Annotated in this window: 12 protein-coding genes; 11 read left to right on the forward strand and 1 reads right to left on the reverse strand. The window is 72.3% G+C overall.

Features of this window, described 5'->3' with window-relative positions; all coding sequences use genetic code 11:
* Window positions 1-19 precede the first annotated feature (19 nt).
* The 8 genes from G401_RS0128350 (at window position 20) to G401_RS0128385 (ending at window position 9732) form a co-directional block, all read left to right on the forward strand.
* Window positions 20-1534: a sugar ABC transporter ATP-binding protein gene (locus G401_RS0128350; protein WP_027345128.1), complete on the forward strand. Its 1515-nt coding sequence runs from the start codon at window positions 20-22 to the stop codon at window positions 1532-1534.
* The gene (locus G401_RS0128355) at window positions 1531-2586 is read left to right on the forward strand and encodes an ABC transporter permease (RefSeq protein WP_027345129.1); all 1056 of its coding nucleotides are present in this window, start codon (window positions 1531-1533) and stop codon (window positions 2584-2586) included. The genes G401_RS0128350 and G401_RS0128355 overlap by 4 nt, the downstream gene beginning before the upstream one ends.
* The gene (yjfF, locus tag G401_RS0128360; protein WP_027345130.1) at window positions 2583-3584 is read left to right on the forward strand and encodes a galactofuranose ABC transporter, permease protein YjfF; all 1002 of its coding nucleotides are present in this window, start codon (window positions 2583-2585) and stop codon (window positions 3582-3584) included. Before G401_RS0128355 ends, yjfF begins: the two co-directional genes overlap by 4 nt.
* A gap of 66 nt (window positions 3585-3650) precedes the next feature.
* Window positions 3651-4985, forward strand: coding sequence for a carbohydrate-binding protein (locus G401_RS49065; RefSeq protein WP_051367269.1), 1335 nt, complete (start codon window positions 3651-3653; stop codon window positions 4983-4985).
* A 223-nt stretch (window positions 4986-5208) separates the two neighbouring features.
* Window positions 5209-6192 carry a S8 family serine peptidase gene (locus G401_RS0128370; protein ID WP_211240866.1) on the forward strand — a complete coding sequence of 328 codons (984 nt, stop codon included), beginning with the start codon at window positions 5209-5211 and terminating at the stop codon, window positions 6190-6192.
* Window positions 6189-6758 (forward strand): RNA polymerase sigma factor, encoded by a 570-nt coding sequence (locus G401_RS0128375; protein WP_027345132.1) that lies wholly within the window; start codon window positions 6189-6191, stop codon window positions 6756-6758. Before G401_RS0128370 ends, G401_RS0128375 begins: the two co-directional genes overlap by 4 nt.
* Complete coding sequence (locus G401_RS0128380; RefSeq protein WP_034593396.1) at window positions 6758-7216, forward strand: hypothetical protein; 459 nt, start codon at window positions 6758-6760, stop codon at window positions 7214-7216. Before G401_RS0128375 ends, G401_RS0128380 begins: the two co-directional genes overlap by 1 nt.
* Window positions 7213-9732, forward strand: a complete 2520-nt coding sequence (locus G401_RS0128385) for a CHAT domain-containing protein (protein ID WP_027345134.1) — start codon at window positions 7213-7215, stop codon at window positions 9730-9732. Before G401_RS0128380 ends, G401_RS0128385 begins: the two co-directional genes overlap by 4 nt.
* Before the next feature lie 13 nt (window positions 9733-9745).
* On the opposite strand, the gene G401_RS53460 is transcribed toward G401_RS0128385, so the two are convergent.
* Window positions 9746-10276 (reverse strand): hypothetical protein, encoded by a 531-nt coding sequence (locus tag G401_RS53460; RefSeq protein WP_051367270.1) that lies wholly within the window; start codon window positions 10274-10276, stop codon window positions 9746-9748.
* 157 nt (window positions 10277-10433) lie between these two features.
* Here G401_RS53460 and G401_RS0128395 point away from each other — a divergent pair, with 157 nt between their 5' ends.
* The 3 genes from G401_RS0128395 to G401_RS49075 are packed head-to-tail and all read left to right on the forward strand — an operon-like array spanning window position 10434 to window position 13683.
* Window positions 10434-10733, forward strand: a complete 300-nt coding sequence (locus G401_RS0128395) for a hypothetical protein (protein WP_027345135.1) — start codon at window positions 10434-10436, stop codon at window positions 10731-10733.
* A gap of 59 nt (window positions 10734-10792) precedes the next feature.
* On the forward strand, window positions 10793-11185 hold the full coding sequence (locus tag G401_RS0128400; RefSeq protein WP_027345136.1) for a hypothetical protein: 393 nt from the start codon (window positions 10793-10795) through the stop codon (window positions 11183-11185).
* Complete coding sequence (locus G401_RS49075) at window positions 11185-13683, forward strand: DUF4132 domain-containing protein (protein WP_051367271.1); 2499 nt, start codon at window positions 11185-11187, stop codon at window positions 13681-13683. The genes G401_RS0128400 and G401_RS49075 overlap by 1 nt, the downstream gene beginning before the upstream one ends.
* The last annotated feature ends 79 nt before the right edge of the window (window positions 13684-13762 follow it).

Consider the following 13762-nt stretch of genomic DNA (forward strand, 5'->3'; position numbering starts at 1 on the left):
AACGGAAAGGAGCGCCCGCATGGCGGAGACGCAGCCCGTGTTGCGGATGACGGGCATCAGCAAGGAGTTCACCGCCGTGCGGGCGCTGTCGGAGGTCGACTTCCGGCTCTACCCGGGCGAGATCCACGCGCTGCTGGGCGAGAACGGGGCCGGCAAGTCGACCCTGATCAAGGTCCTTACCGGGGTCTACGACCTCGACGCCGGTGCGGTCGAGCTGAACGGGGAGCAGGTGCGGATCACCAGTCCGCACCACGCCCAGCAGCTCGGCATCAGCACCGTGTACCAGGAGGTCAACCTCTGTCCCAACCTGACCGTCGCGGAGAACATCTTCCTCGGCCGGGAGCAGACGGCGGGCGGCCTCATCAAGTGGCGCAGTACGCGTACCGCCGCGCGCCGGCTCGTCGCCAAGTTCGGGCTCGACCTGGACGTGTCGGCACCGCTCGGCGAGTACCCGCTCGCGATCCAGCAGCTCGTCGCGATCGTACGCGCGGTCGAAGGGTCATCGGCCCGCGTACTGATCCTCGACGAGCCGACCTCCTCCTTGGACCGGGACGAGGTGCAGGTCCTGTTCTCGGTCATGCGCCGGCTCAAGGAGGAGGGCGTCGCGATCGTCTTCGTCTCGCACTTCCTGGACCAGATCTACGAGATCTGCGACCGGATGACGATCCTGCGCAACGGCCGGCTCGTCGGCGAGCACCTCGTGTCCGAACTGGACCGGGTCGGGCTCGTCCGCGCGATGATCGGCAAGGAACTCGGCGGGCTGGAAGAGCTCGCCGAGCACGACCGCCCGCCGATCGGCGACCCGGTGCTGCGCGCTGAGGGATTGGGACGCAAGGGCGGCATCGCCCCCTTCGACCTCGATCTGCGCTCCGGGGAGGTCGTCGGGCTGGCCGGGCTGCTGGGCTCCGGGCGTACGGAACTGGCGCGGTTGCTGTTCGGCGCAGACACAGCCGATTCCGGACGCGTCGAGATGCCCGGCGGCCCGGTCGCCCTGCGCGGCCCGCACGTGGCGATCGGCCGCGGCATCGCGTTCTGCTCGGAGAACCGCCGGGCCGAGGGCCTGATTCCCGAGCTGACCGTACGCGAGAACATCATCCTGGCCATGCAGGCCGCCCGGGGCTGGACCCGGCGGCTGCCCCGGGAGAAGGTCGACGAGCTGGTGGCCCGCTACATCCGGGTGCTCGACATCCGGCCGGGCGACCCCGAGGCGAAGGCGGGCGCGCTGTCCGGCGGCAACCAGCAGAAGGTGCTGCTCGCGCGCTGGCTGATCACCGAGCCGAAGCTGCTGATCCTGGACGAGCCGACGCGGGGAATCGACGTCGGAGCCAAGGCCGAGATCCAGAAGCTCGTCGCCGGTCTGGCCGCCGAGGGCCTGTCCGTCCTGTACATCTCGGCCGAGCTGGAGGAGGTGCTGCGGTTGAGCCACACCATCGGCGTGCTGCGCGACCGCACCCTCGTCGCCCGGCTGGACAACGGTCCCGACGTGACCGAGGAGCGCATCATGGAGACGATCGCGAGCGGAGGCCACGCATGAGCCGGGTCGTTCGCCATCACCTGTTCTGGCCCGCGGCGATCCTCATCGCCCTGCTGCTGTTCAACCTGCCGTTCACGCCGAACTTCTTCGCGATCCACGTGCGCAACGGCCATCTCTACGGCAGCCTGGTCTCGATCCTCATCTTCGGCACGCCGCTGATCCTGGTGGCCCTGGGGATGACGCTGGTCATCGCGACCGGCGGCATCGACCTGTCGGTCGGCGCGGTCATGGCCATCGCGGGGGCGCTTGCCTGCTGGTACATCAGCAGGCAGCCCGACCAGAACTCGGTCGGCGCGGTGCTCATCGCGGTCGCGCTCGCGCTGGCGGCCTGTGTCCTGCTGGGACTGTGGAACGGGTTCCTGGTCGCGCGGATCGGCGTACAACCGATCATCGCGACGCTCGTGCTCATGGTCGCCGGCCGCGGCATCGCCCAGCTCATCACGGGCGGCTTCATCATCACCGTGCTGTCCAAGCCCTACGCCACCATCGGCGGGTACGCCTTCACGGCCCCCACCGGCGTCTTCATCGTGACCCTGGCGGTGGTGGCGATGCTGGCGCTGACCCGGCGTACGGCGCTGGGGCTGCTGGTCGAGTCGGTCGGCGGCAACTCCGAGGCGAGCCGGCTGGCCGGTGTCCGGGCGCGGCGCATCAAGATCATGGTCTACATCTTCTGCGCCCTGCTCGCCGGCATCGCCGGGCTGATGAACAGCTCGAACCTGTCGGACGCGGACGCCAACCACGCCGGTCTGTGGATCGAGCTGGACGCCATCCTGGCCGTCGTCATCGGCGGTACGCCGCTCACCGGCGGCCGGTTCAGCATCGGCGGCTCGGTGCTGGGCGCGCTGATTCTCCAGACCCTGAAGACGACGATCTTCACGATCGGCATCCCGTCGCAGGCGAACATGGTGTTCGAGGCGGCCGTCGTCATCATCGTGTGCCTCATCCAGTCGCCGGACTTCCGCCGGCGCCTGATGGCCCCGTTCCGGTCGGCGCCACCGCCGCCGGCTCCGGCCGCAGTGTCCACTCAGGAACCCGTGGAGGTCTCGTCATGACCACGCTCTCCGCGTCGCCGGCGGTGTCGGCGGCCGGCCGGCTCCTGCGGGATCGGCGGCTGCCGGTCGTCGTGACCCTGGCTCTGTTCCTGGTCATGTACGCGTGGGGCGGCTACCGCTACTCGTTCGACGCCCAGGTCGCGCCGAACCTGCTGGTGAACAACTGCTACCTGGTGGTGGCGGCGGTGGGGGCGACCTTCGTCATCCTCACCGGCGGCATCGACCTGTCGATCGGCTCCGTGATCGGCTTCTCCGGCATGCTGCTGGCGCAACTGGTCGTGGTCGAGCACGTGCCGCTCGCGGTCGCCTCGCTGATCGTCCTCTTCGTCGGTACGCTCGGCGGCGCCCTCATGGGCTGCATGATCCACTTCTACAAGGTGCAGCCGTTCATCGCGACCCTGACCGGGCTGTTCCTCTTCCGCGGCCTCAGTCTCGTGCTGAGCAAGCAGGCGATCTCGATCAACGAGCCGACCGTGTCGAACCTGGCTCAGTACCACATCCCGCTCGGCGGCGACGTGTTCCTGTCGGTCGGGGCGGCCGTCGCGCTGCTGACCGTGCTCGTGGCCGTCGTCGTGCTGCATTTCAGCCGCTTCGGCCGCCGGGTGTACGCCGTCGGCGGCAGCGAGCAGTCGGCGTTGCTGATGGGTCTGCCGGTGGCGCGTACCAAGATCACCGTGTACGCCGTCAGCGGCTTCTGCTCGGCGCTGGCCGGACTCGTCTTCGTGCTCTACATCCAGTCCGGCGACCCGCTGCACGGCGTCGGCATGGAACTCGACGCCATCGCGGCGGTCGTCATCGGCGGCACGCTGCTGACCGGCGGTACGGGCTACGTGCTGGGGTCGCTGCTCGGCGTACTCGTGCTGGGGTTGATCAAAACGATCATCTCGGACGAGGGCACGCTCAGCTCGTGGTGGATCAAGATTTTCACGGGTGTGCTGCTGCTGCTCTTCATCCTGCTGCAGCGGGTGATCGGCGCGCGGGGGAGCGCACGATCCTAAATGGATGTACAGTGATGTATTGATTCGAGCGCGACCGGGCCGCGCCTTCTCCGAGAGGAAGAAAGCATGGCCCGGTCCCTCATCTACGTCGCCCTGGTCGCCGTCCTCGGCGTGACCGCCGCGGCACCCGCCTCGGCACATCCGTCCACGACGGCACCGTCTACAGCGGACGGACTCGCCCGCCCGGCCGCCGACGATCCCGCCGCCCGCGGTGCGACCGCCCCGATCGGAGGCGTCGTCCCCGGTCTCACCGGAGCCGCCGCCCAGCAGGCTGCGGGCGCCGCGGCCGCCCAGTTCAAGGCTTCGCGGCTGGCGAAGGCGTCGCTCGCCGCCGCGCAGTTGCACACCACCTGGGGCGTCGACCTCCCCAACTCCGCCAGCGCCGGCCTGCACGCGACGCAGAGCGTCCTCACCGGCATCACGACCACCGGCGGGGACTACGTGTACGCGCCCACGGCCATCCCGGCGTCCGGCGCGTGCATCGAGATGACGACCGCGTACACGCCGTCCGGATCCAAGCTGTGGGCCTGGGACTGGTGCGGCGGGCGGGACGGCGTCGGCAAGATCGTCAACCTCGACGCGTCCTTCCTCGCCACGTACACCACGACGGTCAACGGGCGGGCGGCGTACAGCCTCGACGAGCACAGGACGTCGACGACCGCGAACACCTGGACGGCGTACCTGTACAACTACCAGACCCACGTCTGGGACGCCTTCTTCACCAGCAGCGGCACCTACGACCTGCCGCAGTTCCCGTTCGGCTGGAACATGTTCGAGATCTACACGTCGGTGAACCCGGCGACCGGGGCCGGCTACTACTGCAAGGACGTGGCCGGCAAGGTCTTCGAGAGCAGCTCGGTCCAGGTTCTCGCCGGCGCCACCTGGGTCGCGGCGGCCCCCGGCAACTCGCAGGTGGACCCGGCGGGCACACCGTCGGGGAGCGCGTACGACTGCCCGAGCCTGAGCTTCACGCTGGCGCACGCCAACGACCACTGGACCGCGCAGCTGTCCGGCGGCTCGACGGCGACCGGCTACGAGGCGGAGGCGAGCGCCAACACCCGCGGCGGCCAGGCGGCGGTACGCAGCTCGGCCGGAGCGTCCGGCGGCGCGGTGGTCGGCTACGTCGGCAACGGCACGGCGAACTACCTGCAGATCAACAACGTCACGGGCACGGCCGGGGCGCACACCCTGACCATCTACTACGCGTCCGGTGAGAACCGCTCGGCGACCGTGAGCGTGAACGGCGGCACCGCCACCACCGTCAGTACGCCGGCCAGCGGCGGCTGGGACACGATCGGCTCGGTCACGACCACCGTCACGCTGACGGCCGGCAGCAACACCATCCGGTTCGGCAACCCGTCGGGCTGGGCCCCCGACTTCGACCGCATCACCCTCTCGTAGCGCCCTGCCGTGTTCCGGTAGGGCGTCTCGGTAGGGCCTTGATCCCGTTTGGATCAGGGATCGCCACGTAATCTTGGACCAAGATTCGGGTGATTTCCCTGATCCAAACGGGATCTTGGAGGGCGCGCGGGGGAGCGCGGGATCTTGCGGGTGCGCTTTCCGGTGAAAGAGGGTCGGATTCCGGGGAACATGTATCCAGCCGGGACGCGGCGCCCCTAGATTCGTGAGGGACCCATCCGTCACCCCGGGAGTGATCATGGCCGGCAAGATCGAGTTGTTCTCCGTCAAGGACACCCACGGCCTGCCGTTCCGGCCGCTGCAGGCGTGGCTGCCCGCGCCGCGCAGACGCCCGGCGGCGGATCTCCCCGGCGGCCGGCGGCCGGTGGTGGCGCTCGTCGACACGGGCGTGGCCGACGACCATCCCTGGTTCGCCGCCGGCACCGACGATCCGGTCGTCGTCCCCGCCGCGGGGTGGACCGCGGACGGCTCCGGGACGCGGTGGCACGGCACGTTCGTGGCCGGCTTGATCCACCAGAACGGGCCGGACGCGCGGATCCTCTCCCTCCAACTGGCCCAGAGCGCTCTGGGCTACATCCTGGACGACCAGCTTCGCGCCGCGCTGCAGTGGCTGCTGACCTATCACGAGGGCGGCGGGCAGGTCGACGTCGTCTGCATCCCCGTGGGCTTCCGCAGGGACGCCGCCACCCATGACGACACCTACATCGACGAACTCGCGGTGCTGATCACCCAGCTGTCCGCGCGCGGCGTGACCGTGCTCGCCGCCGCCGGCAACACGGCGGTGGAGCCGGGCGCCGGAACGGGACTCGTCTATCCCGCGGCCTCGGCGTCGACCGGCACTCCGCTGACGGCGGTGGGCGCCCTCACGCTGTCCGGCGACCACTGGGAGGACAGCCTGGGCGGGATCGGCGGCATGGTCTGGTACCCGGGCGTGAGCGTGGTGAGCACGGCACCGGTGGTGACGGCCACCGCCGACCAGACTCAGGACAGCACCGACGACCTGGGTGCCGACGTCCACCACGAACAGCTTCCCCCGGAACTCGTCGGGGCCCGGTTCGGCGTCGGCAGCGGCACGTCCTACGCGGTCGCCGGCTACGCCGGAACGGTGGCGCAGGCCGTGGCGCTCGGCGTACCGGTGGCGGGCCTGCTGCCCTTCGCGGCCGGGGAACGCGGGGAAGAACCGGCATGACCACCGAACGGGGGGAGCGGATCGGCGGCCTGCTGCTGCGGGCCCGGGTGGGCGACCGCTCGGCCCTCGAAGAGATCGTGCGCGAGCTGAACCCGCTGCTCTGGCACGTCGCCCGGGCGCAGGGGCTGGGCACCGAATCGGCGGCCGACGTCGTGCAGACGACCTGGCTGGAGTTCCTGCGCAGCCTGGCCGACATCCGGACGCCGGCCGCGCTGACCGGCTGGCTCGTGACCGCCGCGCAGCGCGAGGCCTGGCGCGTACGCGAGCGTGAACGCAACCGCGCGGTGCCCGATCCGGAGGCGGTCGAGGCCGCCGTGTCGCCGGAGCCGCCGGTGGACGAGGCCCTGCTGGCCGACGAGCGGGCGCGCGTGCTGTGGCAGGCTGTCGAGCAGCTGCCGGAGAAGTGCCGGTGCCTGCTGCGGGTGGTGGCCATGGCCGACCGCCCGGACTACGACCTCGTCTCGGAGGCGCTGGCCATGCCGCGCGGGAGCATCGGACCGACCCGGGGGCGATGCCTGGCCAAACTCCGCGAGCAGCTGCTCGCCCACCCCGCTTGGAGCCGGTGATGGACGACGACGACAAGCTCCTCCAAGAACTGCGCGCCGTCTACGAGACGATCGACCCGGTGCCGTCGGACCTCACCGAGCGGGTCATGTTCGCCCTCGGGCTGGACGGCCTCGACGCCGAGGTGGCCCGGCTGCAGGACGAGGTGCTGATCGGCTCCGGCGCGCGGGCGTCGGACCGGACCCGGACCATCACGTTCGACTGCGTCCGGCTGAGCATCATGATCTCCGTGGCGCCGATGCACGAAGGGCTGCGCATCGACGGCTGGCTCGCCCCGCCCGGCGAGCTGGACATCGAGCTGCGTACCGCGCCGGCTCAACCGGAGGAGGCCGCCGTCCTGCGGGAGGCCACCGCCGACGCCGGGGGCCGGTTCGTCTTCGAGAACGTCCCGCACGGGCTCGTCCAGATCGTCGTGCTGTTCGACGAGCATCCCGTGGTGACTCCGAGCATCGTCCTGTGAGGACGGAGGCCTACGCCCGCGCGGCCGCCCTCCACGCCGCCGGGGTCGAGGCCGCCAACGACATGCGCCCCACCGCCGGTGCCCGCCGGCTGCGCCAGGCCCTCGCGCTGCTCGCCGCGGTCGACGACCCCGAGGCCGTTCAGCTGCGCGGGCGGGTCCTGGTCAGCCTCGCGTACTCCGTCGCCGAGCAGGGGGACACCGATCTCGGACTGCGCCACCTCGACGAGGCCGAATCGCTGCTGCCGCCGTCCGAGCGTGGTGTCCTGCATGGACAGCGAGCGGTCCTGCTGCGCCGCACCGGCCGCGACGACGAGGCGCTCGCCGAGTACGACCGGGCACTGGCCGTCGTCGACGAACGCCGCGAACCGCGCGAGCTCGCCCGCGTCCTGCTCAACCGCGGCGTACTGCACCTGCGCGCGTCCCGCCCGCCGGCCGCGCGGGCCGACCTCGCCCGGGCCGCCCGGGTCGCCCGCCGCCACGGCCTCACCCTCATCGCGACCAAGGCCGGCCACAACCTCGCGCTGCTCGACCTCGCCGCCGGCGACCTGCCCCGCGCGCTGTCCGCCTTCAACAACATCGCCCAGGAGTACGCGCGGGAGGCGCCCGGCGTACTGCCGCTCCTGGCCCTGGACCGCGCCCGTGTCCTGCTGGCCGCCGGGCTCTACCGGGAGGCGGACGAGGAACTGGCCGGGGCGGCGGCCGCGCTGCGTACGCAGGGGATGAGCCAGGACGACGGTGAGGCGCTGCTCGCCCGGGCCGAGGCCGCCCTGCTCGCCGGTCGCCCCGCCGCCGCCGGTCGCTGGGCGGCCGAGGCCCGCGCGACCTTCGACCGCCGCAAGAACGGCCGCTTCTGGGAGCTGGCGGAGCTGGTCGGCGCCCGCGCCTCGGCCGCCGAGGGGGCGCCGTCGGCCCGGCTGCTGCGCCGGCTGACGGGACTCGCCGATCGGCTCGCCGCGCTCGGGCTGGACGAGGACGCCCGGGTCGCCGGACTGCTCGCCGCCCGGTGCGCCGCCGGACTCGGCCGGGACGGCGAGGCGCGGACGCTGCTGTCGGCGTACGGGCGCCGGCGGCGGGGCGACCGGCTGGACACCCGGGTGCTGGGCCGGCTGGTCCGGGCCGAGGTCACCGGTACGCGTCGCGAACTGGCCGACGGCCTCGCGGAGCTGCACCGCTACCGGGCGGCGTTCGGCTGCCTCGACCTGCAGACGGGTGCGGCGGTGCACGGCCGGGACCTGGCCGCGGCGGGCGTACGCCACGCGCTGTCGGACGGCCGCGCGGCGACCGTCTTCCGCTGGGCCGAGCGGTCGCGGGCACAGGCGCTGCTGCTGCCGGCGGTCCGCCCGCCGCACGATCCGGAGGCGGCGGCCGCCGTGGAGCGGCTGCGCCAGTTGCGCCTGTCGACGGGGGAAGCCGAGCGGGCCGGCCGCCCCACGGCGGCCCTGCGGGCGCTGTGCGCGGAGCTGGAACGCCGGATCCGTCAGCGGTCCTGGGCCTCGCCCGGCGCGGGCGGCGTCACCGAACCCGTCGCCCTACGGGACGCGGCCGCGGCGCTCGGCGACGCCGCGATGGTCGTGTACCTGCGCGACGGGCCGACCCTGCACGCGCTGATCCTCCAGAATGGACGAGCGCGGTTGGCGGTGCTGGGATCGGCGGCCGCGGCGGAGGAGTCGGTGCTCCGGCTGCGCGCGGACCTCGACGCCCTGGCCGGCCGGGCGCTTCCCGAGCGGCTGGCGACCGCGATCCTCGCCGCCCTGCGCCGGGACGCCGAGGCGCTCGCGGACGTGGTGCTCGCGCCGGTCCTGCCGGTCGTGGGCGACCGGCCGCTGGTGCTGGTGCCGACCGGCGGTCTGATGGTGGCGCCGTGGTCGCTGCTGCCCGGCTGTGCGGGGCGGCCGGTGACCGTCACCCCGTCGGCAACCACCTGGTACGCGGCGCGGTCCCGCATCGGGGCGGCTCCGGGCCGGAGCTCCAGGCCGGTGCCGGGGGAGGGGCCGGTGACGCTCGTGGCCGGCCCGGGCAACGACCGCGCCGAGGCCGAGATCCGCGAGATCGCCGCCCTGTACCCCGGCTCGGCCGTGCTCACCGGCTCCGGGGCGACCGCCGGGGCGACCGCCGCGGCGATGTCCGGTGCCGGCCTGGTCCACGTGGCCGCGCACGGCCGGCACCAGGCCCAGAATCCGCTGTTCTCGTCGTTCGAGCTGGCCGACGGGCCGCTCATGGGCTACGACCTCCAGCAGTTGGCGGCGCCCCCGCGCCGGGCCGTTCTGTCCACATGCGATCTCGGTCTCGCCGACGTACGCCCCGGCGACGAGTCGATCGGCCTCACGACCGCGCTCATCGCCGCCGGGACGGTCACGGTGGTGGCCAGCGTCGGCCGGGTCGCCGACGACGTGGCGATGCGGGTGATGACGGATCTGCACCGCCATCTCGCCGCCGGTGGTACGCCCGCCGCGGCGCTCGCTGCCGCGACGGGCGGTGAACCGACGGGATTCGTCTGCTTCGGCGCCGGCGACTGAGTGTCCTCGGTGTCTAGACGCAGTGGAAGACGACCGTGACCCAGCCGGTGCCGGAGTGGTTCGGTGCCGACACCACCACCGCGAATTCCGTGAGCCCGCTGACGCTCCCGGAGATGTGCACGGTCGCGGTCTTCCCGTCCGGCATGACCCCGGTGGCGGGCGAGAACGACACGTCGCGCAGGATGTTGCCCTGCAGCGGCCATTGGCCCTGCGTCGTCTGGTCGACCGCGGTGGCGGTCCATACGATCTGGCCCCGGTAGGCGCTCACCGCGAGTGCGCTGTCGATGGCCGCGCAGTTGACCCGGTCGCTGCCGCCGGTACCCCGGAAGGTCGCCTGCGGCGTACCGCTGGATTCCGCGGCACTCCCCGCCGCGGCCTTGCTGTTGCCGGCGGCCGGGCTCGCCGCATCCGGCGGCGCGGCCGTGGACCCGCCGCCGCCGTTGTTGCCACTCGTGCCCTTGTCGCCGGAGCCTCCGCCGCCGCACGCGATCGTGATCGCGGCGAGCGCCGCGAGGCCCGCCACCGCCCATCGGTTGATCTTCATGATTCTCCCCTCCTCGGTCTGATGCTGGAGGGGCGCCGGGCCCGTCGCAGATACCTCGGGCGGCAGGAAATCTCGATGTATCTGGCGGCCCGCCGCCGGCCCCTGTCTTCCAGTCACGTCTTCCGTCTCGCAGTCACCAGTCCTGAGGGAGCCCGTCATGACAAACCCCAACTTCGCCGCCCAGCAGGCGGCCCAGCAGGCGGCCCGGCAAGCCCAGCAAGCGGCGCAGCAGGCGGCGCAACAGGCCGCCTGGCAGGCGCAGCAAGCCCATCAGCACGCCGTGCGTCACGCTCAGCACGCCTCACGGCAGTTCCACTCCGCCCCTCCCGTACGCCGTAACGGCGGCTCGTCGGCCGTCGGCAAGGTGATCGGCGCGATCTTCTTCCTCGCCGTCCTCGGTTTCATCGTCTGGATCGGTCTCCAGGTGCTGTCCGCGGCGAACTCCTTCCCGCGCTGACGGGGCTGCGACCTGCGCCGGCGGGTGAATGTCGGAGGGGGCACCTAGAGTCTGGCGGCATGGCGATGGTGACCTTTGTGGACGAGACCACGGCCGGTGATCGCGCGGCCGCCTGGCATCTGGAGATCTTCGAGGAGCGGCTGGCGCTGGGCGAGCTGATCCGGCGCCGGGTGTTCCAGGAGGTGGCCGAGCACAACGCGCGCGGCGGCGACGTGTTCCGCGGCCTGGTCCAGCCGGCCGGCGCCGAGAAGCGGCCCGACGGCTTCCGCCTGCCCGAGCCGCGGAAGGTCGATGCCGACCAGCAGGCGAACCGTGCGCTGGAAGCCTTTCAGCGCAACGGTTTCGTGGTGCTCGTCGACGACCGCCAGGTGGAGGGGCTCGACACGGTCGTCGAGCTCAGCCGGGGCACCGAGATCACCTTCCTGAAGCTCGTCCCGCTGGTGGGTGGCTGATGGCGCACAACGACTTCGCCCTGCACCGCGAGCAGATGGACGCGCTCGGCCGGTTGCGGGCGGCCGGCGACTGGCCGGCCCTGGCCGACGCCGTCGTCGCCTACGCGCGCTCGCCCCGGCAGGCCGGCCGGGACCGGGACTGGCGGGACGTCTCCGCCGTCTCCCTGTCCCTGCTGAAAATCCCGGCCGACCGGCTGCTCGACGTGCTGGCCGAGCTGATGACGCGGCTCGACGGGCTCGACGATGAGGACCACCGGCGGGTGCTGGGCCACCTGGTGCTGCGGACGCTCGGCTCGTTCCCGGCCGGGGCCGCTCCGGACGCGGCGGAACGGCTGCTGGAGCTGGCCGGGCGCTACAACCTGTTCATCGAGCGCCGGCAGGTCGCCGACTGGGCGCAGATCGTCCACGATGCCGGCCGCCGGTTCTCGCCCGCCGCGCTCGGGGTCGTCCGCCGGACCGTCGAGGTCGCCGGCTACTGGGTCACCGATGCGATCAAGCCGATCCTGGCCTCCTACGCCGGCACGCCGCTGAACCCCGGCGAGGCCTGGGCGGACCGGGCCGTGGCCGACGCCGCCGACCTGGGCCCGGCCTGGGGCGCGCTGCTGGCCCACGCAGCCAAGGCGACCAGCGCCCGGCCGTCCGCGAAATGGGAGGCCGAGGCGCGCAGGCTGCTGGCCGCGACCGGCGAGACCACCGGCGACCACCTCCGCTCCTGGTACGCGCTGGTCGGCCGGCCGCGTACGGTCCCGCTGCGGTCCAGCGAGTACGAGGGGGAGGTCAACGAGACGTTCGACCCGGTGAACGCGACCGTGCTGCGCGGGCTGATCTGGCTGGCGGCCTATGTGCCGGAGCATCCGGAGACCGCCCGCGTGCTCGGGGCCGTGGTCGACACGAGCCTGCGCAAGGTGGCCGGGATCGGGCCGCGGAACCCGAAGACGGCCAACGCCGCGGTGTGGGCGCTCGCGAACATCCCGACCGAGGCGGCCCTCGCGCAGATCGCCCGCCTCGCCACCCGGGTCACGTTCAAGGGGACGCTGAAGGAGCTCAACGCCGCCCTCGACGCCCGGGCCGCCGCGCTCGGCCTGAGCCGGGAGGAGGTCGAGGAGCTGGCCGTGCCGACCTACGGCCTGACCGCCGTCGGCGTCCGCGAGGAGAAGTTCGGCGACACGACGGTCACCTTCGACGCGGCGGCCGGCATGGTGACGTGGCGTACCGGGGCGGGCAAGGTCGTCAAGGCCCCGCCCGCCGCCGTCCGCACCGGGTACGCCGAGGAGCTGAAGGAGTTCAAGGCCGGCGTCAAGGACGTCGAGAAGATGCTGTCGGCCCAGGCCGAACGGCTCGACCGGCAGTTCCTCGCCCGCCGGGTCTGGGAGTTCGGCGCCTGGCGGGAGCGGTACCTCGACCACCCGTTGATCGGGGTGCACACCCGTCGGCTTATCTGGCTGGTCGACGGGGTGGCCTGCGCGTACGCGGACGGGAGCCTGCGGACGGTCGCGGGGGCGGCGGTCGACGGCGGGCGGGAGGTCGTCCTGTGGCATCCGATCGGCCGGCCGGTCGACGAGGTGCTGGCGTGGCGCGCCTGGCTGGAGGACAGGCGGGTGACGCAGCCGTTCAAGCAGGCGCACCGCGAGGTCTACCTGCTCACCGCGGCGGAGGAGAACACGCGGACCTACTCCAACCGGTTCGCCGCGCACGTCCTGCGCCAGCATCAGTTCCACGCGCTGGCGGCCGTCCGGGGCTGGCGGAACAGGCTGCGGCTCATGGTCGACGACTCGTACGAGCCGGCCCTGCGCGAGCTGCCCGCGTGGGGGCTGCGGGCGGAGTACTGGATCGAGGGCATCGGCGACGACTGGGTGACCGACACGACCGAGTCCGGCTCCTACCTGCGCGTCGCCACCGACCAGGTCCGGTTCTACCCGGTGGCGGCGCCGGAGAACTACGCGCACGCCGGCGGGGGCGGCTACGAGCAGTGGGTACCCGGCGGCGCCCAGCCGACCGACCCGATCCCGCTGGCCGACATCCCGCCGCTGGTGCTCAGCGAGGTGCTGCGGGACATCGACCTGTTCGTCGGCGTCGCCAGCGTCGGCAACGATCCGACCTGGGAAGACGGGGGCCCGGAGGGCAGGTTCCGCGAATACTGGCAGTCCTTCAGCTTCGGCGAGCTGAGCGGCACCGCCGAGACCCGCAAGGCGCTGCTCGAACGGCTCGTCCCGCGGCTGGCCATCCGGGACCGGGCCCACGTGGACGGCCGGTTCCTGGTGGTGCGGGGCGACCGCCGGACCTACAAGATCCATCTGGGCTCGGGCAACATCCTCATGGAGCCCAACGACCAGTACCTGTGCATCGTGCCGAAGCAGGCGCCGGAGCGTACGGGCGACCTGTTCCTGCCGTTCGAGGGCGACCGGGTGCTGGCCGTGATCCTGAGCAAGGCGATGCTCCTGGCGAAGGACACCGAGATCACCGATCCGAGCATCACGCGGCAGCTGACGCTCCGATGATGTGATCATGAACTCCTTCCTCGGCCGGAAATTGCGTTGAGTGAAACGGGGAGGTCAAGGAGGCTGGAGGGACATCCGT

Origin of the sequence: Hamadaea tsunoensis DSM 44101 (assembly GCF_000428945.1) — a bacterium.
In the GTDB taxonomy this organism is placed as follows: domain Bacteria; phylum Actinomycetota; class Actinomycetes; order Mycobacteriales; family Micromonosporaceae; genus Hamadaea; species Hamadaea tsunoensis.